26 protein-coding genes are annotated in these 23,460 nt (G+C 37.1%); 13 read left to right on the top strand and 13 right to left on the bottom strand.

The genetic code is table 11. From position 1 onward, the window contains the following. From ACLHG9_RS14505 to ACLHG9_RS14495, 3 genes are all read left to right on the top strand, one after another. Positions 1 to 1,302, top strand: a complete 1,302-nt coding sequence (locus tag ACLHG9_RS14505; protein ID WP_410222221.1) for an inorganic phosphate transporter — start codon at positions 1 to 3, stop codon at positions 1,300 to 1,302. Between the two features lie 152 nt (positions 1,303 to 1,454). Continuing rightward, positions 1,455 to 2,336 (top strand): glycerophosphodiester phosphodiesterase family protein, encoded by an 882-nt coding sequence (locus tag ACLHG9_RS14500; protein WP_410222220.1) that lies wholly within the window; start codon positions 1,455 to 1,457, stop codon positions 2,334 to 2,336. A 17-nt stretch (positions 2,337 to 2,353) separates the two neighbouring features. After that, positions 2,354 to 2,812, top strand: a complete 459-nt coding sequence (locus ACLHG9_RS14495; RefSeq protein ID WP_410222219.1) for a GNAT family N-acetyltransferase — start codon at positions 2,354 to 2,356, stop codon at positions 2,810 to 2,812. Positions 2,813 to 3,084: 272 nt separating this feature from the next. On the opposite strand, the gene ACLHG9_RS14490 is transcribed toward ACLHG9_RS14495, so the two are convergent. The 5 genes from ACLHG9_RS14490 to ACLHG9_RS14470 all read right to left on the bottom strand — a co-directional run bounded on the left by ACLHG9_RS14490 (position 3,085) and on the right by ACLHG9_RS14470 (position 5,982). After that, entirely contained in the window at positions 3,085 to 3,720 is a 636-nt protein-coding gene (locus ACLHG9_RS14490) for an SGNH/GDSL hydrolase family protein (protein ID WP_410222218.1), read from the bottom strand. 21 nt (positions 3,721 to 3,741) lie between these two features. Then, positions 3,742 to 4,020, bottom strand: a complete 279-nt coding sequence (locus tag ACLHG9_RS14485) for a DUF2752 domain-containing protein (RefSeq protein WP_410222217.1) — start codon at positions 4,018 to 4,020, stop codon at positions 3,742 to 3,744. 62 nt (positions 4,021 to 4,082) lie between these two features. Continuing rightward, entirely contained in the window at positions 4,083 to 4,547 is a 465-nt protein-coding gene (locus tag ACLHG9_RS14480) for a DUF5684 domain-containing protein (RefSeq protein ID WP_410222216.1), read from the bottom strand. 95 nt (positions 4,548 to 4,642) lie between these two features. Next, positions 4,643 to 5,338, bottom strand: coding sequence for a lipoyl(octanoyl) transferase LipB (lipB, locus tag ACLHG9_RS14475; RefSeq protein ID WP_410222215.1), 696 nt, complete (start codon positions 5,336 to 5,338; stop codon positions 4,643 to 4,645). 2 nt (positions 5,339 to 5,340) lie between these two features. Continuing rightward, complete coding sequence (locus ACLHG9_RS14470) at positions 5,341 to 5,982, bottom strand: 4'-phosphopantetheinyl transferase family protein (protein ID WP_410222214.1); 642 nt, start codon at positions 5,980 to 5,982, stop codon at positions 5,341 to 5,343. A gap of 68 nt (positions 5,983 to 6,050) precedes the next feature. Between ACLHG9_RS14470 and dcd the strand changes: the two genes are divergently transcribed. From dcd to ACLHG9_RS14450, 4 genes are all read left to right on the top strand, one after another. Then, a complete protein-coding gene (dcd, locus tag ACLHG9_RS14465) occupies positions 6,051 to 6,587 on the top strand; it encodes a dCTP deaminase (protein ID WP_410222213.1) in 537 nt (178 codons plus the stop codon). Positions 6,588 to 6,707: 120 nt separating this feature from the next. Continuing rightward, positions 6,708 to 9,398: a TonB-dependent receptor gene (locus ACLHG9_RS14460; protein WP_410222212.1), complete on the top strand. Its 2,691-nt coding sequence runs from the start codon at positions 6,708 to 6,710 to the stop codon at positions 9,396 to 9,398. A gap of 60 nt (positions 9,399 to 9,458) precedes the next feature. Further along, positions 9,459 to 10,223 carry an enoyl-CoA hydratase/isomerase family protein gene (locus ACLHG9_RS14455; protein ID WP_410222211.1) on the top strand — a complete coding sequence of 255 codons (765 nt, stop codon included), beginning with the start codon at positions 9,459 to 9,461 and terminating at the stop codon, positions 10,221 to 10,223. 103 nt (positions 10,224 to 10,326) lie between these two features. Then, entirely contained in the window at positions 10,327 to 11,205 is an 879-nt protein-coding gene (locus tag ACLHG9_RS14450; RefSeq protein WP_410222210.1) for an SDR family oxidoreductase, read from the top strand. 263 nt (positions 11,206 to 11,468) lie between these two features. Here the strand turns inward: ACLHG9_RS14450 and ACLHG9_RS14445 are convergent, their stop codons facing one another. Then, the gene (locus ACLHG9_RS14445) at positions 11,469 to 12,413 is read right to left on the bottom strand and encodes a Smr/MutS family protein (RefSeq protein ID WP_410222209.1); all 945 of its coding nucleotides are present in this window, start codon (positions 12,411 to 12,413) and stop codon (positions 11,469 to 11,471) included. A gap of 80 nt (positions 12,414 to 12,493) precedes the next feature. Between ACLHG9_RS14445 and dtd the strand changes: the two genes are divergently transcribed. After that, positions 12,494 to 12,946, top strand: a complete 453-nt coding sequence (dtd, locus tag ACLHG9_RS14440; protein WP_410222208.1) for a D-aminoacyl-tRNA deacylase — start codon at positions 12,494 to 12,496, stop codon at positions 12,944 to 12,946. Positions 12,947 to 13,303: 357 nt separating this feature from the next. Here dtd and ACLHG9_RS14435 read toward each other — a convergent pair whose 3' ends face one another. Together ACLHG9_RS14435 and ACLHG9_RS14430 are read right to left on the bottom strand one after the other, a co-directional pair. Continuing rightward, on the bottom strand, positions 13,304 to 14,623 hold the full coding sequence (locus ACLHG9_RS14435; protein WP_410222207.1) for an HlyD family secretion protein: 1,320 nt from the start codon (positions 14,621 to 14,623) through the stop codon (positions 13,304 to 13,306). Between the two features lie 15 nt (positions 14,624 to 14,638). Beyond that, positions 14,639 to 16,888, bottom strand: a complete 2,250-nt coding sequence (locus ACLHG9_RS14430; protein ID WP_410222206.1) for a peptidase domain-containing ABC transporter — start codon at positions 16,886 to 16,888, stop codon at positions 14,639 to 14,641. Positions 16,889 to 17,019: 131 nt separating this feature from the next. Here ACLHG9_RS14430 and ACLHG9_RS14425 point away from each other — a divergent pair, with 131 nt between their 5' ends. Further along, complete coding sequence (locus tag ACLHG9_RS14425; protein ID WP_410222205.1) at positions 17,020 to 17,844, top strand: hypothetical protein; 825 nt, start codon at positions 17,020 to 17,022, stop codon at positions 17,842 to 17,844. A gap of 398 nt (positions 17,845 to 18,242) precedes the next feature. Then, positions 18,243 to 18,659, top strand: a complete 417-nt coding sequence (locus tag ACLHG9_RS14420; protein ID WP_410222204.1) for a hypothetical protein — start codon at positions 18,243 to 18,245, stop codon at positions 18,657 to 18,659. A gap of 463 nt (positions 18,660 to 19,122) precedes the next feature. Here ACLHG9_RS14420 and ACLHG9_RS14415 read toward each other — a convergent pair whose 3' ends face one another. Continuing rightward, entirely contained in the window at positions 19,123 to 19,470 is a 348-nt protein-coding gene (locus ACLHG9_RS14415) for a tyrosine-type recombinase/integrase (protein ID WP_410222203.1), read from the bottom strand. 23 nt (positions 19,471 to 19,493) lie between these two features. Continuing rightward, positions 19,494 to 19,952, bottom strand: coding sequence for a tyrosine-type recombinase/integrase (locus ACLHG9_RS14410; protein ID WP_410222202.1), 459 nt, complete (start codon positions 19,950 to 19,952; stop codon positions 19,494 to 19,496). A 415-nt stretch (positions 19,953 to 20,367) separates the two neighbouring features. Between ACLHG9_RS14410 and ACLHG9_RS14405 the strand changes: the two genes are divergently transcribed. From ACLHG9_RS14405 to ACLHG9_RS14395, 3 genes are all read left to right on the top strand, one after another. Next, entirely contained in the window at positions 20,368 to 20,517 is a 150-nt protein-coding gene (locus ACLHG9_RS14405) for a hypothetical protein (RefSeq protein WP_410222201.1), read from the top strand. Next, positions 20,490 to 20,762 (top strand): hypothetical protein, encoded by a 273-nt coding sequence (locus ACLHG9_RS14400; protein WP_410222200.1) that lies wholly within the window; start codon positions 20,490 to 20,492, stop codon positions 20,760 to 20,762. Before ACLHG9_RS14405 ends, ACLHG9_RS14400 begins: the two co-directional genes overlap by 28 nt. Before the next feature lie 184 nt (positions 20,763 to 20,946). After that, complete coding sequence (locus ACLHG9_RS14395; RefSeq protein WP_410222199.1) at positions 20,947 to 21,273, top strand: nucleotide pyrophosphohydrolase; 327 nt, start codon at positions 20,947 to 20,949, stop codon at positions 21,271 to 21,273. A 65-nt stretch (positions 21,274 to 21,338) separates the two neighbouring features. On the opposite strand, the gene ACLHG9_RS14390 is transcribed toward ACLHG9_RS14395, so the two are convergent. The 3 genes from ACLHG9_RS14390 to ACLHG9_RS14380 all read right to left on the bottom strand — a co-directional run bounded on the left by ACLHG9_RS14390 (position 21,339) and on the right by ACLHG9_RS14380 (position 23,415). Beyond that, positions 21,339 to 21,734 carry an HIT family protein gene (locus ACLHG9_RS14390; protein ID WP_410222198.1) on the bottom strand — a complete coding sequence of 132 codons (396 nt, stop codon included), beginning with the start codon at positions 21,732 to 21,734 and terminating at the stop codon, positions 21,339 to 21,341. A gap of 33 nt (positions 21,735 to 21,767) precedes the next feature. Further along, on the bottom strand, positions 21,768 to 22,241 hold the full coding sequence (greA, locus tag ACLHG9_RS14385; RefSeq protein WP_410222197.1) for a transcription elongation factor GreA: 474 nt from the start codon (positions 22,239 to 22,241) through the stop codon (positions 21,768 to 21,770). 211 nt (positions 22,242 to 22,452) lie between these two features. Continuing rightward, positions 22,453 to 23,415 carry an isopenicillin N synthase family dioxygenase gene (locus ACLHG9_RS14380; protein ID WP_410222196.1) on the bottom strand — a complete coding sequence of 321 codons (963 nt, stop codon included), beginning with the start codon at positions 23,413 to 23,415 and terminating at the stop codon, positions 22,453 to 22,455. Positions 23,416 to 23,460: the final 45 nt, after the last annotated feature.

Genomic DNA, 23,460 nt, shown 5'->3' with positions numbered 1-23,460 from the left:
ATGACATTAAGCATTTTAATAACCATCATTGTATTAGCGCTTATTTTTGACTACATCAATGGATTTCATGATGCGGCCAATGCGATCGCTACTATTGTGGCCACAAAGGTGTTAACACCTTTTCAGGCGGTTGTCTGGGCAGCGTTCTTTAACTTTTTAGCTTATTGGGTTTTTGGATTTGGCGTTGCCGATACTGTAGCCAAAACTGCCGATACTATGCAGATAAACCTGGTGGTTATTCTAGCAGGTGTAATAGCCGCTATCATATGGAACCTGTTAACCTGGTGGTTAGGTATTCCTTCCAGCTCATCGCATACGCTTATAGGTGGCTTTGCAGGAGCAGCAATTGCACATGCAGGTTTTAACGTTGTATTGTGGTATAAAGAGGGCAAAGCCGGCGAAATGCCAACAGGCGTTCTCGTTATCATCGGTTTTATTGTACTTGCACCAGTTATAGGTGCTATTGTATCTTATTTCATTTCAGTCTGGTTATTACATTCTTCCAAGAAAAGTATCTGGCCAAAATTGTTTACCATAGCACTGGTTATACTTACTACTGTGCTGATCTATTCAGAAATGAAATTCTTTCCAGAAATTAAACACCCCCGTTTTAAATCTGAAATACTGAGCGTATTATTAGAACCCCATAATATCAAATGGTTCTTGGTAGGTTTCATTATATATTGTATCAGTTTCTTTTGCTTAATATTTAGCAGCTTAAACCAAACCCAATCTACTGCATGGCTTAAAAAGATGCAATTGCTATCTTCTGCCTCATTCAGTTTAGGGCATGGTGGTAACGACTCGCAAAAAGTAATGGGTATCATTGCTGCGGCTATTATGGTATATGTACATCAGAACAACATTTCTGCCGACAGCTTACCTGATTGGCTACACGTAATCTTACCTTCAAAAGATGCAAATGGGGAAGAGATCGCCGGTCATATGCCAACATGGATTCCATTAGCCTGTTACAGCGCCATTGCCGTTGGTACATTAAGTGGAGGATGGAAAATCGTAAAAACCATGGGTTCTAAAATTACAAAGGTAAGTCCATTTGAAGGCGTAACTGCTGAAACTGCAGGTGCATTAACCTTATACTTTACCGAACATATGAAAATACCGGTAAGTACCACACATACCATTACAGGTTCAATCATCGGTTCAGGTTTAACTAAAGGTGTTTCTGCTGTAAAATGGGGGATAACCGTAAAACTGGTTTGGGCCTGGATATTAACCATACCTGTTTCGGCAGCCCTTGCCGCAATCATCTATTATGTACTGAGCTTTTTCATTAAATAATCCTTAAAAATTAATTTATATAAAGGCTGTAGCAAATTGTTACAGCCTTTTTTGTCACATTTAACTTTATACGCTTCCATTTCGGGCTTAAACATTTATACTTGTACCAATAAGGTTATCTTTTCGTTATAGCCTAAAACTATTTAAAAGCTATGAAAGCTATTTTTACCGGAATTCTATTATTAATATCAACCCTGTGTGCGGTTGCACAAAAACCAGCCTTAGAGATATATGGCAATAGAGGGGCAAGGGGTTTAATGCCCGAGAATACTATCCCAGGTATGATTAAGGCACTTGAAGAAGGAGCTACTACACTTAAGATAGAAGTTGTTATAACCAAAGATCAAAAAGTAATTGCCTCGGCAGAGCCCTTCTTTAACAATGAAATATCCCTCAACCAAGATGGCGAACCCATTACTTTAAAGGATGAGAAAAAATATAATATCTATGCCATGAACTATGATGAGGTAAAGAATTTTGATGTAGGCTCTAAACCCCATCCTCGCTTTCCTTATCAGGAGAAGTTTAGAGTAGGCAAACCCTTATTAAGCGATTTAATCGATAAGGTGGAAACTTTTGTAAAGAAAAACAAAAGGACAAAACCAACTTACTGCATAGAAATTAAGATTATTCGCAATGGCGATCTGGTTTTCAACCCCGAGCCCAAAGCTTTTACAGATCTTGTAATGGATGTAGTTAAGCAGAAAAAAATAGAAGACAGAACCATTATCTATTCTTTTGACCTGCGACCTTTACAATATATACACCAGAAATACCCTGCAATTAAAACCGCATTAGGTGTTGACGAGAAAAATGATTTTGAAATATTGGTTGAGAAATTAGGTTTTAAACCTACCATTTATAGCCCTTATTTACCTTTAGTAGGGAAAGGACTAATTGACAAATGCCATGCAACAGGCGTACAGGTTGTACCTTGGAATGTAAATACACCGAAAGATCTGCAATATTTTAAAAGTTTAGGGGTTGATGGCATTATTACAGACTATCCCGATCTGGTTTCTAAAAGCAAATAAATTATAAGCACCCCACTATGATATCAATTACTGGCTACCAGGATAAATACAAAACCGCTTTCAAAACCTTAAATGAAAACTGGATCAATAAATATTTTGTGCTTGAACCAGCCGATATTGAAACTTTAAATCATCCTGAACAGATTATTGATAAAGGTGGTTTTATTTTGGTTGCGCTCAACCAAGATGGGCCTGTAGGTGTTTGTGCGCTTAAGAAGGTGACAGATGAAAGATATGAGCTCTCTAAATTTGCCGTAGCCGAAAGCACCCAGGGTTTAGGAATTGGCAAAAAGCTGATAGAAGCATGCATAGCAACAGCGAAACAAGCTCATATCAAAACCTTGTTCTTAGAAGGCAATACTAAATTAGAAGCTTCTATACACCTGTATCGTAAATATGGCTTCAGGGAGCTTGATCTAAGCAGACACAATAGCGCTTATGAACGGGTTAATATTGTAATGGAATTGACTGTTTAACGTAAGCCCGGGACAAAATATGGATTTAAATATTACAATCATTAATTTCAAGATTAAGCCAATATTCATTACTGTTATTTTATTAACCCTGTCGCTTCTCGGACATACTTTTTTCCTTTAGCTGAAAAAAGTATGCAAAAAAAGCCACGGCTGTGCCCGATGTTATAGAAGTGTCTGCTATAGCAACATACTGCTACCCGCATCAGCCAAGGCCGGTTTTAGCAGAACGAAGAACTGCTATGTAGGCTTAAGCTGGTATGAAAGGAAAATGCTTAGACCTGATTACCGTTATTTAAATTAGCTTTAACTATTGGCATAATTTCTTTTACCCATTCAGTGTACATTTTAGCAGAAGGGTGCAAGCCATCTGATGCAGTTAAATGAAAATCGGTAGGGGCTTTTCTTGATATAGGTGTTATGTCGATATAAGTTACACCATTAAGCCGCGTAACTTCTTCTTTTATGCGATTAAAAGAGTCTATCTCATTAGCTATCTGCTGTACATCCCTTCCGCTTTGCTTACCAAAATCAGTAACGCCCCAATCAGGTATAGAGATTACAAAAACACGTTTCTTATCGGCAGCTGCAAAATTACAGGCTGTGGCTAAAAGCGTGGCAAACTCTTTTTGATAATTCACTGTAGTATAGCCTCTGTATTGATTATTTACACCTATGAGCAGAGTTACCAGATCAAAAGTTTGCGAAAGATTTCGCTTCTCAATTGCATACATGAGCTCATCTGTGGTCCAACCGGTTTGAGCGATAACTTCAGGTTCTTTGAAATGTAGCCCTTCCTCATTAAGTAATTTAACCAATTGATAAGGAAAAGAATCATGTTGCTCAACAGCTTCTCCAATGGTATAAGAATCGCCTAAAGCCAGATAAGAAAGTGCAGGTTGTTTAGCCATAATTAATCAGCTGCAATAATATCAAAAACTAACGATTTGTCCTGAAAAAAATTTATACAGATAGTTAATGAATATAATACCTCCGGTAATAAAATACATCGCTTTCAATACTTTGGCATCAACTGGTATTTTAAGAAAAGACGACAGGCTGGCAAGAAAAATACTGACAGCAAAAGGAATTGTAGCTGGATACATTAAAAAGCTCTCTTTAAAATTCCCTGTTAACAAGGCCAATATCGAGCGTTGAAAACCACAGCCCGGGCAATCTATACCTGTAACATATTTTATAGGGCAGGGCATTAAAAAAATATCCGTCTTGATTAAATTGAGACACAAAACGGATAAAATCTTTATGTTAAACATTAAAATTGATGAGGAGGCTGTTGCTGATTAAAGGGATCGTTCGGATTTCCAAATCTCATATTTCTAGCTTCTTCTGCCGATGGCCCCAAATATTTAGCACTCCCAAAGCCTAAAATGGGATAAAATATAAACGGGAACAGGATTAAACCCAGTGTAAAACCTTCTTCTTTACCAAAACTTTTGCTTAGCAGATTTTGTAACCAGATGGTAAACACAATATTTACACAAGGAATAAGGCACCAAAGCAACCAAATATCTGGCTTGCCAACAATCTGTATCATTACATATACATTGTAAATAGGAATAAGCGCTGCCCAGCCCGGTTTACCGGCTTTGGTAAAAGTCTTCCACATACCTGCGATAGTAATAACAGATATGGCAAGGCTAAAAAGAATCATGAAAACAAGCCAAACTCCTAATAAGGCCTGAAGTGAAGATTCTGAATACTGTTCTGTGTAATCCATAGTAATTTTTGTTTTAGTTTAACTAAAGTTAAAACTAATTACTGAAAATCAAAATATTACAAAAAGGTGTAATTGACACAAGCGGATTACCTGAATTATATCAATTTCATTGCAAACAAATGGGCTATGTGAGATTTAAGTTTAGCTTTTACCTCTTCCATATCCACTTCTCTCCCTAATTCGCGTTGCATAGAGGTTACATCTTTATCATCTATACCGCAGGGAACAATATTTTTAAAGTAATCAAGATTAGCGTTTACGTTAAAAGCAAATCCATGCATGGTAACCCAACGACTACAACGCACACCCATTGCACATATTTTACGTGCTTTATCGTTATCAGCATCTAACCATACTCCTGTATAGCCCGGATAACGACCTGATGTAATGCCATAATCGGCAAGTGTTAATATAATTGCTTCTTCCAGTGTTCTTAAATAAAGATGTATATCGGTAAAGAAATTATCCAAATCTAAAATAGGGTAGCCCACAATCTGTCCGGGTCCATGATAAGTAATATCTCCTCCCCGATTAATCTTATAATAAGTTGCATTTTTCTCTACCAGTCCTTCTTCATTCAGCAACAAGTTTTCAGCATGTCCGCTTTTACCAAGGGTATATACATGGGGGTGCTCACAAAAAATGAGGTAATTTTTTGTGGGCTCATTAGTATTTTCAGTACGGTTTCTTCCTTTAACAGCAACCGTTTCATTAAATATGGCTTCTTGTTTATCCCATGCTTCCTGGTAATCGGTTAAACCCCAATCTATAAATGCAACTTCTTTATTCATATCTAATCAACCACATAACCCAACATATAACCATCGGGGGTTTTAAAATAATTAACCATCAGGTCTCGGGTACCTTCAGGCAGGTTTACCGTAACCACCAAAGAGCCTTCTTTTTTTAGTTTAAAAGGTTTAATGTGCATATGCTGTTTAAATTCAAGCCCTTTTTTACCATACCATTTATAAACGGCTTCTTTTGCGCACCAGCAAACATATAAACCTTCGGTATTATCACCTATCTGCTTTTGGGCAAGCTCTAAATCAGAAAGAAATTTATGCTTAATCAGTTTGATCTTATGTTTGATCAATTCAATATCTATCCCAACCGTTTTATTTCTGCTAATGATTACGGCAGCATAATCAAAAGAGTGGCTCAAAGAAATACTGGTATCTGAATTTACCAGATAAGGCTTTCCATGCTCATCAATATGACAGTCTATATAATCAGGTGTATCCAACATTTTCCGGAGCAAAAGCCTCGTGCTCAACCAGTGTAAAGCCCGTTTACCTTTACTCAACGAATCGATAACCTTTATCTCATGTTGCTTAAGTTGTAAGCCCTTTATCAGTTCCTCTTCTGTTTCTTCTATTTTCCATAGAGACAAAGAGGTTTGATCGTCAATTTTTTTATTAAAAACTACCGGCATCCGCTAATTCGAAAATCTATACAAAAGTATCTTAAATTAATCATAATTTTATCCAAATTAGTTAAAAAATGATCTTAACAGATAAGCGTATTCTTGAGGAAATAGAAAAAGGGACCATTATTATAGAGCCTTTTAAGCGGGAGTGTTTAGGAACCAATTCTTATGATGTACATTTAGGTAAATATCTGGCTACCTATAAAGACCGTGTTTTAGACGCCAAGGCCCACAACCAGATTGAACATTTCGAGATCCCTAAAGATGGATACGTCTTACAACCTGGCACTTTATATTTAGGGGTAACTTTAGAATATACCGAAACGCACCATCATGTACCTTTTTTAGAAGGTAAGAGCAGTACAGGTCGTTTAGGCATAGATATACATGCTACTGCGGGCAAAGGCGATGTAGGCTTTTGCAATACCTGGACACTCGAAATATCCTGTGCACAACCTGTTAAAGTTTATGCTGGCATGCCCATAGGTCAGCTTATTTATTTTACGGTTGAAGGTAAAATAGAGAATCTTTACAATGCTAAGCAAAATGCCAAGTATAACAACAAAACCACACGCCCGGTAGAAAGTATGATGTGGAAAAACAATTTTTAAACCAAATATATGTGAACCCAATCTTAATATAGCCTTTTGTTCTAAAACAAAAGGCTATATTTATTTATAAGAAAACCTATTGCCTTTTACCATTATTTACAAGAATGTAGAACCACCATTATGAAAAAGATTATTCTCTCCGTAATCCTTGCATTTATTAGCATTTTCAGCGTTAGCTTAGCATTTGCTTACGATGATCCTTTTATAACATTTTTAAATAAACTTAGGCTTTATACACACAAGTACGCCCAGGAAAAGGTCTATTTACACTTAGATAAACCTTATTATGCTATTGGCGACAATATCTGGTTCAAAGCCTATGTGGTAAACAGTGTTACACAAGAACCATCAACCATGAGCAAAATCTTGTACGTAGAATTGATCAACGAGAAAGATTCCATAGCACAACAGCTAAAACTACCTTTAAACAGCGGTATTACCTGGGGCGATTTTAAACTTACAGACTCTCTTAAGGAAGGCAACTACCGTATCAGGTCTTATACCCAATGGATGCGCAATGCAGGTACTGCCTTTTTCTACGATAAAACCATTAAGATTGGTAATTCATGGGCAAATAAAGTATTTGTAAAAGCTACAAATACAGTAGGTTCACAAAATAATGTTGAAGAAATAAAAAGTGTTATCAGATTTACAGATAAACAGAATAATCCTTATGCCAATTGTAATGTAAGTTACGAGGTTAAATATTCAGGTAAAAATCTTCATCGTGGAAAAGGGATTACAGATACCAACGGAGAGCTTACAGTTAATTTTGTAAATAAACAGCCAAATACAGATAAAAATTTAACGATCCATGCAAACATTACGCTGCCAAACAAGCAGCTTATTAGTAAGGAGATCAGCATAGCACCTACTGCTAAAGAAACCGATATACAGTTCTTTGCAGAAGGCGGGAAAATAGTAGAAAATCTGCCAGGAAAAATAGGGTTTAAAGCCATTGGCAGCAATGGTCTGGGCGAAATGGTAAGCGGAGTCGTTGTAACCTCACAAGGACAGGAGCTTATACATATAGAAAGTAATGCTTTAGGCATGGGATCTTTTTACCTTAATCCTGTTCCCGGCGAAACGTATAAGGCCATTATAAAACTTAAAAATGGGGCAACCAAAACTTTGGCCCTACCAAAAGCAGAAGGTCAGGGTACGGTTTTAAGTGTAAATAATTTAGACGATAAAAAACTGACCATTAAAACTTTTTTTAGCGACCGTCAGATCAATACCGGCACTTACTATCTATTATTACAGCATAATGGCTCTGTTTTTCTGAATACTAAGGTTAGTTCTTTAAAACCAGTTAACCTTGTTAACGTACCTAAAGATAGTTTACCATCAGGCATTATTCAGATTACGCTGTTATCAGCTGATTTTATACCTTTAAATGAACGTATAGCTTTTATAAATAACGCCAGTGATAAAATCAGTATTGAGCCTGTAAATTTAAAAGCCGATTATAAAACTCGCGAAAAAGTGGACTTCTCATTTAAAGCTCATCATGTTAACAGTCCTGTTATGGGCAGTTTTTCTATGGCTGTTACCAATACAACCGCAGTAAAGCCAGATCCAGAGAACGAGAGTAATATCCTTACCGGCTTACTGCTTACCTCAGATCTGAGCGGTTATGTAGAAAAACCTAATCATTATTTCTTAAATGATGATAAAAAAACCAAAGAAGATCTGGACAACCTTTTATTAACTCAAGGATGGAGAAAAATAAGTTATCAGCAGGTAAATAATGATACTCCTTTAAATCTAACTTTTCCCGCAGAAACCGGCCTTAGCATCAGTGGTAACATCATGAAAGGTAAAAACCCCGTTGTAGGGGGTAAAGTATCTTTACTTACTTTAGCAAAAGGAATAATGATGATAGATACCCTTACAGACAGCAAGGGTAGATTTAATTTTGATGAAATCTCTTTTCCGGATAGTACAAAATTTTTAGTACAAGCCCGCACCAATAAAGACAAAAAGTTTGTTGAGATCAATATTGATACTGTTCCAAAGCAGAAAGTAACTGAAAATAAAAACAGGGCAGATTTAGATGAAAATGTAAACGAGTCGATTATGGATTATTTGCATCAAAGTGATAAGTATTTTCAGGATCAGACCAAACGTGGCCTGCTTAGCAAAACTATTCTGCTAGATGAAGTAAAGATAGTAGAGAAAAAGCCTCTTACCATCAGCTCAAGTAATTTAAACGGACCTGGAAGGGCAGATATGGTTATTAAGGCAAAAGATCTGGAAAACGCTTTTTCTTTATCGCAATATCTGCAGGGGCGCATTGCAGGAGTGCAGATCAGAAACGGACTTGCTTATGCTAGAAATAACACTAATCCTATGGCTGTTTATCTCGATGGCATCAGCCTGGGTACAGATGGTTTTTCATTAGATGATATCGTAGTACAAGACATTGAAACCGTAGAAGTTTTAAAAAGCATGTCTTATAGCGCCATATATGGTATGAATGGATCTGCAGGTGTAATTGTAATTACAACTAAAACAGGTATGGGTACCAGTTCATATAACCGTTATACCCCTGGCTTAATCAGCTTTGTGCCTAAAGGATTTTCTGCCATACGTGAGTTTTATTCGCCTAAATACGATGTCACACCTGATAGTCGCCCAGACTTGCGTACCACCGTATTTTGGGACCCGCAGGTAGTTACAGATAAAGATGGTAATGTAAGCGTGGGTTATTTTAATACTGATGTGGCCGGCATCTACAGAATGGTTATTGAAGGCATTGACATTCATGGTAATTTAGCCAGAAAAGTACTGACCTACGAAGTAAAATAATTTTATGCTTGCATAATAAATGCTTTCCTCTTAGCTTTATAACACTAAGAGGAAAGATATATGAACACCATTACTACATCTGTAAAAGATAAACTTGCCGTTATAACATTAAACCGAGGCCGCTCCAATGCCCTGAACCGTGAGATGGTTCTAGAGCTAGATAATATGTTGCAGAACATAGCCAACGACCCTAATATTGGAGGTGTGCTCCTTGCTGGAAAAGACAATTTTTTTTCAGCAGGTTTAGATCTGATTGAGCTGTACCATTATAATGAAGAAGAAGCCAAAAGTTTCTGGCAACTGTTCTTAAACTTTATAGGTAACATGATTAGCTTTAAAAAACCTATTGTTGCGGCTATTAATGGGCATAGCCCGGCAGGAGGGTGTGTAATGGCACTGGCCTGTGATGCACGTGTAATGGCAGAAGGGAAATACATTATTGGTTTAAATGAGGTACCTGTAGGCATTATTGTACCTCATAGCATTTTTGAACTTTACGCATTTTGGTTAGGGCAGGCCAATGCCACCCGCAGCCTGTTAGAAGGTAAATTGTTCAATCCCGGAGAAGCCTTACAGATTGGCCTAGTTGATGAAATCACTAAACCCGAAACTATCTTAACCGCAGCCGAACGCAAAGTAAGAAAATATATGGCTTTTGAGCAGAATACCTGGCAGCAAAGCAAACTGAATATCCGTAAAAAACTTATTGGAGTAGCCAATTCAGATCAGAGTGCAGAGTTAGAAACCATGCTTAAACAATGGTGGTCTCCGGGGACAAGAGCTATTTTAAAAGCAATGATAGACAACCTACAAAAGAAAAGTTAATACTTTAATGCAGGTTCTGTTTTAAGAAGATGGAACAATACTCCTCAAAACTCTTCCGTTAAACTTAAAGTTAACCAATTGTTCAACCTCAAATAAATACAATATGTATAGCGAACCCATGTTAAAAGATAACGCCCTAAAAGGAAAAACCATAGTAATAACCGGTGGCGGCACCGGCCTAGGACGTGCCATGGGCACCTATTTTCTGCAACTGGGAGCTAATCTGGTAATCACCAGTCGCAAGCTGGAAGTATTACAAGAAACGGCAAAGGAAATGGAAGCCGAAACGGGCGGCAAGGTACTACCTGTACAATGCGATGTAAGAGATTATACACAAGTAGAACATCTTTTAAACGAAGCCACAACTACGTTTGGCCAGGTAGATGCGCTGGTAAACAATGCGGCAGGCAATTTCATTTCGCCTACAGAACGTTTATCAGCCAATGCTTTTTCTACTATTATCGATATCGTGCTCAAAGGAACGGTAAACTGTACTTTAGCTTTTGGTAAACACTGGATTGCACAAAAACAAACAACAGCAAGTGTACTAAATATTGTAACCACCTATGCCTTTACGGGCTCTGCCTATGTGGTGCCTTCGGCCTGCGCAAAAGGAGGCGTATTAGCACTTACCCGTTCACTGGCAGTTGAATGGGGTAAATACGGTATCAGAACAAATGCTATTGCTCCTGGCCCCTTTCCTACCAAGGGTGCTTGGGAAAGGTTATTACCAGGTGATCTGGCACAAAAATTCGATTTTAAAAACCGTGTTCCTTTAAAGCGCACGGGCAATCATCAGGAACTTGCCAACCTATCGGCATTTCTGGTAAGCGATTTCTCAGCTTATATCAACGGTGAAGTGATTACCATAGATGGAGGTGAATGGTTACAGGGTGCAGGACAATTTAGCGGACTTGAAGCCATCCCAACCGAAATGTGGGATATGCTGGAACAAATGACCCGCTCGGCCAAAGGAAGTTAAGGAGCAAACTCCGTAATTTCGTCATTCTCCAATCCCTATCGTCACTCCCGAAAAATCGGGACAAGCGCTGAACTCTTCACGTCACCCTGAACTCGTTTTACAAGGCTTTGTTGATTTTCTCTTATGGTCTTGTAGCTACTTCGTGGTCAGGGTCTGTCTCCTGCGGTAGAGACACTTGTCAGAGTAATTACTGAAACAGCTTGTCGCGATACTTCAGGAAATTCAGCATGACGGATAGATGGGCAGCATAACGATAAAAGAAACTACTTAAACACAATCTCTGTAGCGCCAAAACCAAACTTCTCTTTACGAGCATCCATAAAAGTACGTACCTGTGGGTGCTTGCTGATCACTTTATGGATATGATGCCTTAACGTACCATTGCCTACACCATGTATAATTACAATCTTAGGCATCTGGTTTACAATGGCAGCATCTAAAACTTGGTTAAAGTATGCCAACTGTATATCCAGCATTTCGCTCTCGCTCAAAAACTGGTGGTCATCACGCAGTTTTTCGATATGCAGATCTACCTCATCTGCCGGGCGAAGTACTTTGGGCTTTTCTGTCTTTTGACTAAAAAAACTCTCTTTAAGTTTCTGCGCATCTATAACAGGCGCCTGTTCATCCAGTTCGATCAACCAGCCATACTTATTAATTTCGGGTATTTGTATTTTTGAAGTACTAAAATCCTTTGCCCTAAATTTTCGTTCTGCCAGCAAAGGTGCTTTAGGCTTTACATTAGCCGTGCTAAAATACAGAGCCTGTACCACAAACACCGGCCAGTTATCCAGATCGCCTAAGTTGGCTGCGTACAGGGTTACGGCTGTTTTAGCAGGAATAACGCTGGCAAATTCACCTTTATAAACACCTTTTCTGTCGGTTTTTAAAGTAAACATCAACTGGTAAGAACTGCGGTTAACTACACTCAAATGTGCCACGGCACTGGCTTTACCATCTTCGGCAACAGCTATAAAGACCCCATGCTCTTTAAACGTCTCATCATGCAGAACTTCTTGTTCTTGTCCATTAAAAGCGGCGTTTTCTTCCAGGTGTCCATGTACATGCGTTAGATTGCTTACCGCCACCGGTATTTCAAAACCATCTGTATCGGTTACGCCCACCGTTGCATCATTTATGATATTGGTTACATAACCTTCTCTTTTCTCATCTAAAAACCGTACAAAATCGCCAAGCTTAAACTTCATTACCTTAAAATTTTATTCAAAGCTACAATTTAGCATTTAAAAAAGGTTAATTAACTTAGCACGTACATATCCCAAACATTATGAGAGCTGTTATACAACGCGTAACCCAGGCAAGCTGCACCGTAGAAACACAAATTACCGGAAAAATAGAACAGGGCTTTTTGGTCTTATTGGGTATTGAAGATGAAGACACTACCGAAGACCTGCAATGGCTGGCGCAAAAGATTGCTAATATGCGCGTTTTTAGTGACAGTGAGGGTTTAATGAACAAGTCTTTAGCCGATATTAATGGCAATATTTTACTGATCAGCCAGTTTACGCTCTTTGCTTCTACCAAAAAGGGCAATAGACCCGGCTTTACACGTGCCGCCAGACCAGAAAAGGCTATTCCGCTTTATGAGCAGATGAAAAAAGAACTCTCAACGCTTATAGGTAAAGAGGTACAATGCGGCATTTTTGGTGCCGATATGAAGATTAGCCTGTTGAATGATGGTCCTGTAACTATTCTGATCGATACGAAGAACAAGGAGTAATAAAGAAATTAATATGGAATATGCCCTTATTTTTTACGTTCTTGCTGCCGCTTTAATCTATTTCACCAAAAAAACAAAACCAGCAGAAAACACCAACAGAACTTATTATTCAGGGTTTTTCATTAGGGGGCATTTTTGGTTTATTTTATGCTTGATTATAGCCATTTGTTTTACCATTAAATATGTAATGGTTTGAGGTAAAGCTGAAAAGCAATTAAAAAAAGTTTTATTTATTGGATTTTAATTTATTAATCGTCTGTCCCTATAATCCAAACCTTCTTTTAATATTTATCTATCATTCTTCCATTATAATTGTTTATATCTTAACGATGAGGAAGGTTTTTAAATTTATCTGCTTCATTTTTTTAACGCATATTTAAGATTATCAAAAAACCGTTCAATCAACCTTCTGTCTTTTGTAATAATCTCTGCACTTCCTTTAGCATCTAACCCTACTTCAAGAGAAGAGCCATAATTTGTTTTAAGCTGATCTGGAAAATCAACAGTCACAAGATACGTTTCTATCTCTCCTTTTTCTGTTTTAGATATATTTGTAGAAAGAGAAATAGAATTAACCCTACCCTTTATCGTACCATATTCTGTATAAGGAAAGTTATCAAGTTTTACAATGACTTCCTGTCCAACAACTACTTTACCCGCCCCTATAGTTGGTATATTTACCTGCCCCATAGCGTGTCCCATTTTAGGAATTATAGTAAATACAGATTCTCCACTTTGAATAAACTGATTATTAACCCAAAATTTTAAAAATTGCACCTTACCATTAAATGGTGCCCGAAAGACATACTTTTGTTCCCAACTCTTTATGTTATCTAATAGGTCGTTATGAGCTGATACTAAAGCTATTTTAAGTTCGCTTAGTTTTTCACTTTTTTGAATTAGCAATTCCTTAATTTTACCTTCCGTTTGTTTCATCTGCTGAGTCGAATTTACCAAAGTATTCATAGCATTATGGTAAGAATCTTTCGCATTAAAATAACTAATTTGGGTTTTATCTAAATCTGCTTCTGAAATAACTTTCTTTATAAACAAAAGAGAATCTCTTTTATAAAACTTACCTACATAATCCATGTTATGTTTAACCATCTCAACACGCTTTGAGCTTATATCAATTGATTTTTTTTGTTCTAAGAGTAAAGCATTAAGATTTTCTACCTGTTTATCCAGTGGTTGATCTATTTTAAAATTATTAAGATTAATAACACTATTAATAAAAGTATTATATTTCCCATTTAGCTCCCCCATAGAAGGTTTAATGGGTAAGTTCGAAATAAACATTGGAGTTACATCAGTTGCAGTATTAAATCCTTTTAATAAACTATCTACTTTATAAATATCAGAAATCTCAGCAGGATTTTGCAAGTAAGCAATAACTTGCCCTTCTTTAATTTCCTGCATAGATGATGAACCAGTCAACCTTAGTTTTCCATAAGTATTAGCAATCAATTTTATTGGTGCTTCATTTGCATTAATGGTAATCTGCCCAGATACCACATCAGGATAACGCACTAAAAACCCAAAAACAAATAACAATATAAATACAAGTATTACAATTGCTGTAACTCGGACACCAAAGGAGGTAGGCATTTTATCTATAATATCCTGTACCTCTTCTGTACGAGTATTTTTATGATATTTATTCTTATCTTCATTCATTTACCTTAATATTTATTAATTTGAATTTACCTGAACAGTTGCAGTTAAATCTAATTGTGATTGTACTAACTGAAAATACCTGCCTTTTCTTTCCATTAAGGTTTGATGATTACCTGCCTCTACAACCATCCCACTCTGCATAACAATAATCTGATCAGCCTTACGTATCGTACTTAACCTATGTGCAACCACAATTACTGTTTTGCCTTTAAAAACATTATCAAGTGCATTTACTATTTTTTGTTCGTTTAAAGTATCCAAAGAATTTGTAGCCTCATCAAAAAAAAGAAAATCGGGATCTTTATATAAAGCTCTTGCTATAAGTATACGTTGTTTCTGTCCTCCGCTTAACCCACGCCCCTGTTCTCCCATCATAGTCTGGTACCCCAAAGGCAAAGCTTCTATTTCTTGAGCAATGTTAGCTGTATCTAATGCCAGTTTTAGCTTCTCGTAATTAATTTTCTCATCATCAAGCACAACATTGTTCAATATTGTATCATTAAATATTTTTCCATCTTGCATAACTGCCCCACATTTATCTCTCCATTGTTTAAGACTTACATTATTCACATTCATATTGCCAATCATAATATCTCCATAACTTGGTTTGTACAATCTAAGTAACAATTTAAGAAGCGTTGATTTTCCACTTCCACTGTCCCCTACAATTGCCGTTACTTTCCCCTCTGGAATAACAAGTCTTACTCCCTTTAGTACCATTGGTGCAGTAGGTGAATATTGGAACATAATATTATTAACAATAAGGCTTTTATTTTCGGGCAGATTAATTGCATTTGTACCAACATCTTCATGTTCATCCTTAAGTTGGTGTATTTCATTAAGTCTTAAAAAACTTATCTGGGCGAATTGAAATGAGATAATAAACTGAATAAATTGTACTACCGGTGCATTTAGCATACCAATAATAAACTGGGTAGAAATCATTACACCAAAAGTCATCTCACCGGCAATAACTGCCTTAGCACAAAAAAAAGTAATAAATAAATTTTTAAGACTATCTATAAATTGAGCCCCAAGATTTTGCATATTTGTAACATTCAGCACATTGAGGTTTACCTTATATAGCCTTGCTTGAATACTTTCCCACTTCCATCTTTTTGGCTTCTCATAATTATTGATTTTAATATCCTGAATGCTTCCGATTGTTTCTACCCAGTAACTCTGGTTCTTACTAATAAGCTCAAAATACTCCCAGTCAAGTTTTTTCCTTATCTTTAGAAAGGCCATTACCCAAACCACATACAGAACACTTCCAACAAGAAATATCCAGAATATGGTAGTATTATAAAAAAATAATATTACACCAAATACAACAAAAGTTAAAGAGCTAAATATCATATTCAGAGAGTTATTCATGATGAAACTGCGTATCCTTTCATGATCCTGTGCTCTTTGAAGAATATCTCCAGTCATTTTATTTTCGAAAAAAGTAATAGGAAGTACCATTAGCTTAATCAAATAATCCGATATTAATGCAATGTTTAATCTTGAAGTTATATGTAACATAATCCAATCTCTAACCATATTACTTAGAAGAATACTAACGTATATAGCAATATTGGCAAACAAAACAATGTTAATAAAATCAATATCATGGGTCTGAATACCTACGTCTATTACAGCTTTGCTAATAAAAGGGAGAAAACCCTGTAGTATTGTTACGAGCAGCATTACAATGGCCAAATTAATAAAGCTTTTTTTGTAGGGTCTAAAGTAGCCTAAGAAGTTGGCAAATGTTTTTTTTCGCCCCATTTTCTCATCAGCTTGTTTTTGATAAAATTCTGCTTGAGGTTCAATAGCCATCAACAATCCCTTTTTATCTTCTTCTTTTATCCATTTTTTAGCAAAATCATTTGTATTGTATGTTATATGTCCTTTTGCAGGATCAGATACATATATTTTACCTTTGGGTACTTGTTCGCTATTAACAATATGACCATTCGGGGCTTTTACTTTATATACAACTATAAAATGGCTATTATCCCAGTGTATAATTGCCGGAAGTGGAACTTTGAAAAGCAAATCATTTATCGTAGCTTTTACAGATAATGTTTTGAGACCAATCTCCTCTGCAGCATGACTAAGATCTAGAAAAGAAACCCCTTCTTTAGTCAACCCACATTTATCTCGTAAATATTGAAGGCTATAATATTTACCATGATATTTGGCCAGCATTTTTAAACACGCCGGACCGCAATCCATCATATCCAGTTGCCTGTCACTAGGGAATTTATTAAGGGGCATAAGTTTATATATGGTATTAAATTATCTCAAATATATAGCATTTAATAGCAATTGATATCTATGTTTTGATTATTAAAGACTAATGTTTTATTTTAGATATATAAACCTAATAAAACCTGATTTCAATTTGTATGAAAACATTAAAACTTAAACTTGACCAGCTCTCCGAGGAGCTTGAAGTAGTAAAGAAAGAGAATTTAAGAGGTATAAAGGGGGGGCTAGTAGATGTTAATCAACAGTATGAGTATGCCATTGACCCAAACGGAAATCTTTATTGGCGTGTAGCCGGTACAGAGACTTGGAATCTATGGCAAAATTTAGATACTGTTGTCATCACCCCTAATGGAAGTTATACCAGACCTGAACAGTTTAATTATGATGGATATGTAACTTATACCCCACCTGGAGGATCTGATGGAGGAGGAGGTGGGACAGGAGGTGGGACAGGAGGTGGGACAGGAGGTGGGACAGGAAGCGGAAATGGGACGGGGACGGGGACTAGCAGTGATTTAAGTGCTGCAACTTTATTAGCAGTGGGTCTAACCAATACAGAACTTGCAGCTACACTTGCAGCTGTTTTAGCTCCTTTAGCAGAAGTATTAATACCTATTGGGATTTTAGGCTACATAGGCTATGCAATTTTTGATGCCCAATCGACTTTATATAGCTATGATAGAGGACAACCGTGGCAAGAACCTTCCAATCCTTATAACAATGCCGATGGAGGTATGAATCCTTTTCCAAATGGTGATGACTTTAGGACTGCACTTAAAATTGCCCTTATTTCAGCCGGGTTAGGTGCTCTCTTTGATGCAATGCGTGATTATTTTGGATGGGATGATGATATCGCACCTGTACCTTTAACCCCACCTGGAACACCTCCAGGTACTCCGCCAAAAGATCCTGATCCCAAGGACCAAAATCCTGTTGGACCTGTAGGTAATCCTTATCCATAGCCAATATGCTAAAAAAAACAAATTGGCATAAGATTTCAAATTGGTCTTCAATAGTATTAGCTATATTATTGATAAGTGATTTTATATTCCATTATACAAAAATGAACAATTACATAAGACTAGTATGGATGATACTAGTCTTTTGCTCTATTTTGATTATAGCTTATACCACATATAAAGATAAAACTACGAGATGAGATTTAAGCAACTTGTAAACCTAATGTTCTATTTTTCTGCATTAATCGGCCTAAACATTATGTTTTTATCAACAACATTTAAAACTCTATTTTCTGCAAAGGGATTGATAATCTTAGATAAACTATTTTATATAGTATTGGGCTTTTTCATTGCTTCTGCTATCATTTTTTATCGTGCAAAGCTAAAACCAAGATAATTGCATGTTAAAGCGACTTAAAGAACGCATAGAATTTTACGATTGGCCGTCCATATGGAAAACCATTGGCTTGCTACTGTTTCTTTCGCTAGCCTTATTTTTCTTTTTCAACTTTGCCTACCTTAAAATGCTATGGCTAGGCAAAAGTATGCCCTACCAAACCACAGGGATTTTAATTGCCCGAAAGCCTGTTTATGGCATGAACCAGTCCTCTACCGGAACAATAAAAACAATCAGTTCAATTAAGTTTTATTATAAGTTTAACTTAAATGGGCAGGAGGTACTCGATTCATGCGATGTGGAATATGCACTATGGAACGCCCAACAGCTAAATCTCCTGAAAGATAAACCACTCCCTTTACCTGTAGAGGTTAAATACCAGGTACGGCCTTTCTTTAAAAGTATGGTGTGGAGCAAGTAGATTGACCTGTCATGCTGAACTTACTCCTCTCCCGTCATGCTGAATTTTTCATAAAGTATTTATGTTTCAACGGTATTCAAGAGGGCTATGCCGTTTATTTCAGCATCTTTAATACCAAAGGCATCTTTCTAGTTCATATAGACTCTGACCACGAAGTAGCTACAAGACCGCAAGAGAAAATCAACAAAGTCTTGTAAAACGAGTTCAGAGTGACGTGGTATTGTGATAAGGTGACGTAACGAATTTAGAGGTGACGGTGATAAGGTACGCTTGTGATTGTGGTTATGAAGTGATGCAAGATAGGGAGTGACGCGACGGGTTCAGCGCTTGCCCCAACTTATTCGTTAATGATGGCAAACAGTGTAATTTATTACATAAGAAACCGTCATTTTAGTGCATGAATACTTTAACTCCTACATTAAAAATACTTTCTGCCCAAAATAACGGTCTCTTACATAAAAACTTAACCCAGATCTTTAAACATCTGCTCTATTACTTTTTTTTTCTGCTCTAAATTGGGGTGTACATATAAATTTAAGGTAGTACTAATGTCTGAATGCCCCAACAGCGCACTAACCGTTTTATAATCGCATTTGCTTTCTATACACCTCGTAGCAAAGCTATGTCTTAAGCTATGGAACTTTAGATCGGGCATACCGAAGCTCTGCATCAGTTTCTTGTAATATATCCTATAAGTTCTGGGCTCTGTAGGTTTTAAACTATTGGTAAGCACAAAGAAATCGGGGTTTTTCATTTTCCTGAGGGGCTTCAACAACCTGATCAGATCTCCGCTCATGGGTATCTCCCTCATTGAGTTTTTTGTTTTCGGGCTGTCTAGAACCAGTTCTGTTGATTATTTTCGAGGCTGTATATGCGCTGCAATGTTTTATTTACACGGATTATGCCGTTGTCTACATCCACATCTGCCCAAGTTAAGGCACATACTTCTCCAATGCGCATCCCGCCGCTAAGACATAGTAAGATACCTAAGTTCTTAAAAGTAAGATGCTCCTTTACATAGTTCATAATCTTTCTTTGATTGCTACGGCTCAGCACCTCCACAAAAGTTTTTTCATGTTTAGTAGGAAACTGGATATCAAACTGTTTATTCTCCAGCCATTTTTGTTTTGCGGCAAATTTTAATATCATTTTCAGTACAACCAATATATCTTTGATTGTTTTTTGGCTCAGGCCATCAGCTAGTTTCCGCATTACAAAGTTTTGCACATCACTTTCTTCTATATCAGTCATTTTACCAAAAGAAGGGCGGATGTGATTTTCTATCGATATCATGTATGCTAAGTAACTAGATCGTTTTATATAATTTTTTTGTCTGCTTCCCATAAGTTAATGATTCCCGAAATTGTCTTCTGTGTGTTAGTCATGATTCTAAATTTATAACACTCAAAAGAAAGCAATAAAAACCCAATCATCTAACTTCTCTAATCCTTTTTTAAACATTAAGTTAATCCATATATCTTTTTGGCCGCTATTCATCATACCTTCCTCTGCTTGTGAGTTTGAGTTCTTTGTTGGTTTTTTCTCTTTGTAAAGTCGTTCTTCTTGTTATATTGGATTTCTTCCTAAGACTACGCTGAACTTGGTTCGGCATTTTAATTTCCCAACAGCATTTAACTAACAAGATATAGACCCTGAAATAAATATTTCTTAAGTTTACTTTACATGTAAACCTTATAGAATATTTTGCATGTTTAAACCGATTAAAGAACGCATAGAATTTTACGACGGGCCATCTTATATGGAAAATCATTGGCTTTGCTTTTCTTCTTCAACTTTGCTTACCTTAAAATGCTATGGCTGGGTAGAGACATGCCCTACCAAACCACAGGCATTTTAATTGCCAGAAAACCCGTCTATGGCATGAACCAGTCACTCACTGTGACAAGCACAAAAATCAATTCGATTAAGTTCTACTATAAATTTGATTTAAATGGCCGGGAAACACTCGATTCATGTGATGTAGAATACTCTTTACAGAATGCTCAGCAGTTAAATAGGCTAAAGGATAAATCACTTCCTTTACCTGTAGAAATCAAATACCAGATCAAGCCTTTCTTTAAAAGTATAGTATGGGTAAAATAGATTGATTTACGTCATGCTGAACTTGGTTCAGCATCTAATTAAGGAAGGCAGACCCTGAAATAAATTCAGGGTGACGCGATGATTTCAGAGTGACAATAGTAGCCACATCAAATTCTTTAAGCTTGCATTAAGCATTAACAGGAATAGCACTTATCTTTGTGGCTTTACCATTCAGTTAAAAAAGATGACCATTACAGAAGCGCAGCAAACCGTAGATCAATGGATTAAAACCACTGGCATACGTTATTTTAACGAGTTAACCAATACCGCCATTTTAATGGAAGAAGTGGGCGAGGTAGCCCGTATCATGGCCCGTAAATACGGTGAGCAATCGTTCAAGAAAAGTGATGAAGAGATAAACCTGGCCGATGAAATGGCCGATGTGCTTTTTGTGCTGATCTGTCTGGCCAATCAAACGGGTATAGATCTGCATGAGGCCTTACAGAAAAATCTGGAAAAGAAAACCAGAAGAGATGCCGAAAGGCATAAAAACAACGAAAAGCTGAAGTAAACCCTCAGCTTTTCGTATTTAGTTTTAGTTAATTGCGCTATTTATTTATATAAATATAGTGTTTTTTAGGCTAAAGCAAGTTTTATTTTTTCAGCATCGGCGCTCAGTTCACCGGCACTTAGCTTCAATTTCTCTTTGGCAAAGTTCATATCGCTCACATTATTCATCGGGATAAGATGTATATGCGTATGTGGAACTTCCAGTCCGATTACCGCAACGCCTACTTTTTTGCAAGGAAATGCTTTTTTAACACCTGTGGCTACTTTCTTGGCAAAAACATGCAATCCGGCCAGGTGTTCGTCATCCATATCAAAAATGTAATCCACTTCCTGTTTAGGAATAACCAGTACATGACCATGTACCAGCGGAAAAACATCTAAGAAAGCCAGATAGCGCTCATCTTCGGCTACTTTATGCGCCGGTATTTCGCCGGCAATGATTTTTGAAAAAATAGTGCTCATTTGTTAATCTGTTTCTGATTTCTCTTGCAATACTTATCTCGAGATCTCTAAGATCTCAAACTCAATTTTGCCCGCAGGCACCTGTATTTCGGTTTTATCACCTACAGATTTACCCAATAAGCCTTGTGCTATCGGCGATTTTACGGAGATCTTTCCGCTTTTCAGATCGGCCTCGCTCTCTGCCACCAATTGGTAGGTCATGGTTGCACCGTTCTTTATGTTCTTTATTTTTACGATAGACAAAGCCAGTACTTTAGAAGTATCTATCTTAGATTCATCCAGCAATCTTGAACTGGCCAATGTGCTTTCTAATTTAGCAATTTTAGCCTCGTGCAGGCCCTGCGCTTCTTTTGCCGCATCATATTCAGCGTTTTCAGACAGGTCGCCTTTATCCCTTGCCTCAGCAATGGCTCTGGCAATTGCCGCTCTACCTTCCGTTTTTAAGTAGTGTAACTCTTCTTTAAGTTTTTCTAACCCTTCTTTGGTATAATAAGTAATTTCTGCCATAACTATTCTTTACGTTAATCCTCTAAAAAAGAAACAAGACTATACGGGGTGTACCTGCATAGTCTTGCTCTGATTTTAACGAAGATAAAAGCCTTGATCTATAAAAGCAAATAAAAAACAAATTTGCGCTTCGCTTTTACAATTTGCTTATGATAACCAGACTGCCAGGTTACAGACTGTCCGGATCTTCGCCTGCTTTATTTTTAATATTTTATTTTTTCAGTCCTATTTCTCTTAAACGCTCGTCAAGGTATTCGCCCGCGGTCATATCGCTATATACTTTAGGGTGTGCCGCATCAATACATGAATCTAAACTGGTTAGATCCATTTCGCTACGCGGATGCAGGAAGAAAGGTACCGAATAACGCGAGGTTTTCATCAGCTCACGCGGCGGATTTACCACACGGTGCGTGGTAGAACGTAATTTATTATTGGTTAAGCGCTGCAGCATATCGCCTACGTTCACCACAATATCAGTATGGTGGGCTTTAATTGGCAACCATTCGTTACTGCGGGTTAATACCTCTAAACCATCGGCACTTGCGCCAATTAAAAGGGTAATCAGGTTAATATCCTCATGTGCCCCGGCACGTACCGCGTCATCAGGTATCGAATCCGGATCTTCAATCGGGAAATAATGGATACCTCTTAAAATAGAGTTGCCATTATGTACGTGTTTATCAAAATAATCGATAGGTAAACCTAAATAAGTAGCAATGGCTCTTAACAGGTGCTTACCATTGCTTTCCAGCTTTTGGTAAATCTCGCGGGTAACGGTATTAAACTCCGGAATTTCTTCCAAATACTCGTTATCAGGATATTCGTCCTTAATCGGATCGTTATCGCTTACAGTCTGCCCTATCTGCCAGAATTCTTTTAGGTCGGCAGTTTTTGCGCCTTTAGCGGTTTCTTTACCGGCGCTGGTGTAACCACGTTGTCCGGCTAATTCAGGTTTTTCATATTTACGCTTAACCTCTACAGGTAAAGCAAACATTTGCTGTATATTTTTATAAAGCTTGTCTATCAGTTCCTGGCTAACTCCATGATTGGTAATGGTTACAAAGCCCGAATCGTTAAAAGCTTTACCTAACTCGTCAGAAAATTGCTTACGCTGCTCTTCTGTTCCGTTAACATAAGTGTCGAGATCAAGACACGGAATATAAGGTGTTGACATATTCTTTGTTTTTAATATTCATCTAAAATTAGAAAAGTTATGTTA

Source organism: Pedobacter sp. (genome assembly GCF_046462515.1).
Taxonomy (GTDB): domain Bacteria; phylum Bacteroidota; class Bacteroidia; order Sphingobacteriales; family Sphingobacteriaceae; genus Pedobacter.
The sequence above is the reverse complement of the archived record's forward strand: the minus strand, read 5'-3'. Positions and strand labels throughout refer to the sequence as shown.

What these genes read in the sequence shown, in the direction of transcription:
- ACLHG9_RS14505 (WP_410222221.1), top strand. Translation starts at nt 1, where the DNA reads ATGACATTAAGCATTTTAATAACCATCATTGTATTAGCGCTTATTTTT.
- ACLHG9_RS14380 (WP_410222196.1), bottom strand. Translation starts at nt 23,415, where the DNA reads ATGTCAACACCTTATATTCCGTGTCTTGATCTCGACACTTATGTTAAC.
- ACLHG9_RS14450 (WP_410222210.1), top strand. Translation starts at nt 10,327, where the DNA reads ATGTATAGCGAACCCATGTTAAAAGATAACGCCCTAAAAGGAAAAACC.
- dcd (WP_410222213.1), top strand. Translation starts at nt 6,051, where the DNA reads ATGATCTTAACAGATAAGCGTATTCTTGAGGAAATAGAAAAAGGGACC.
- ACLHG9_RS14460 (WP_410222212.1), top strand. Translation starts at nt 6,708, where the DNA reads ATGAAAAAGATTATTCTCTCCGTAATCCTTGCATTTATTAGCATTTTC.
- ACLHG9_RS14395 (WP_410222199.1), top strand. Translation starts at nt 20,947, where the DNA reads ATGACCATTACAGAAGCGCAGCAAACCGTAGATCAATGGATTAAAACC.
- ACLHG9_RS14495 (WP_410222219.1), top strand. Translation starts at nt 2,354, where the DNA reads ATGATATCAATTACTGGCTACCAGGATAAATACAAAACCGCTTTCAAA.
- ACLHG9_RS14430 (WP_410222206.1), bottom strand. Translation starts at nt 16,888, where the DNA reads ATGCCCCTTAATAAATTCCCTAGTGACAGGCAACTGGATATGATGGAT.
- ACLHG9_RS14470 (WP_410222214.1), bottom strand. Translation starts at nt 5,982, where the DNA reads ATGCCGGTAGTTTTTAATAAAAAAATTGACGATCAAACCTCTTTGTCT.
- ACLHG9_RS14420 (WP_410222204.1), top strand. Translation starts at nt 18,243, where the DNA reads ATGTTAAAGCGACTTAAAGAACGCATAGAATTTTACGATTGGCCGTCC.
- ACLHG9_RS14480 (WP_410222216.1), bottom strand. Translation starts at nt 4,547, where the DNA reads ATGGATTACACAGAACAGTATTCAGAATCTTCACTTCAGGCCTTATTA.
- ACLHG9_RS14400 (WP_410222200.1), top strand. Translation starts at nt 20,490, where the DNA reads ATGCCCTACCAAACCACAGGCATTTTAATTGCCAGAAAACCCGTCTAT.
- ACLHG9_RS14490 (WP_410222218.1), bottom strand. Translation starts at nt 3,720, where the DNA reads ATGGCTAAACAACCTGCACTTTCTTATCTGGCTTTAGGCGATTCTTAT.
- ACLHG9_RS14425 (WP_410222205.1), top strand. Translation starts at nt 17,020, where the DNA reads ATGAAAACATTAAAACTTAAACTTGACCAGCTCTCCGAGGAGCTTGAA.
- greA (WP_410222197.1), bottom strand. Translation starts at nt 22,241, where the DNA reads ATGGCAGAAATTACTTATTATACCAAAGAAGGGTTAGAAAAACTTAAA.
- ACLHG9_RS14435 (WP_410222207.1), bottom strand. Translation starts at nt 14,623, where the DNA reads ATGAATGAAGATAAGAATAAATATCATAAAAATACTCGTACAGAAGAG.
- ACLHG9_RS14500 (WP_410222220.1), top strand. Translation starts at nt 1,455, where the DNA reads ATGAAAGCTATTTTTACCGGAATTCTATTATTAATATCAACCCTGTGT.
- ACLHG9_RS14390 (WP_410222198.1), bottom strand. Translation starts at nt 21,734, where the DNA reads ATGAGCACTATTTTTTCAAAAATCATTGCCGGCGAAATACCGGCGCAT.
- dtd (WP_410222208.1), top strand. Translation starts at nt 12,494, where the DNA reads ATGAGAGCTGTTATACAACGCGTAACCCAGGCAAGCTGCACCGTAGAA.
- lipB (WP_410222215.1), bottom strand. Translation starts at nt 5,338, where the DNA reads ATGAATAAAGAAGTTGCATTTATAGATTGGGGTTTAACCGATTACCAG.
- ACLHG9_RS14415 (WP_410222203.1), bottom strand. Translation starts at nt 19,470, where the DNA reads ATGAGGGAGATACCCATGAGCGGAGATCTGATCAGGTTGTTGAAGCCC.
- ACLHG9_RS14445 (WP_410222209.1), bottom strand. Translation starts at nt 12,413, where the DNA reads ATGAAGTTTAAGCTTGGCGATTTTGTACGGTTTTTAGATGAGAAAAGA.
- ACLHG9_RS14455 (WP_410222211.1), top strand. Translation starts at nt 9,459, where the DNA reads ATGAACACCATTACTACATCTGTAAAAGATAAACTTGCCGTTATAACA.
- ACLHG9_RS14410 (WP_410222202.1), bottom strand. Translation starts at nt 19,952, where the DNA reads ATGATATCGATAGAAAATCACATCCGCCCTTCTTTTGGTAAAATGACT.
- ACLHG9_RS14405 (WP_410222201.1), top strand. Translation starts at nt 20,368, where the DNA reads ATGTTTAAACCGATTAAAGAACGCATAGAATTTTACGACGGGCCATCT.
- ACLHG9_RS14485 (WP_410222217.1), bottom strand. Translation starts at nt 4,020, where the DNA reads ATGCCCTGCCCTATAAAATATGTTACAGGTATAGATTGCCCGGGCTGT.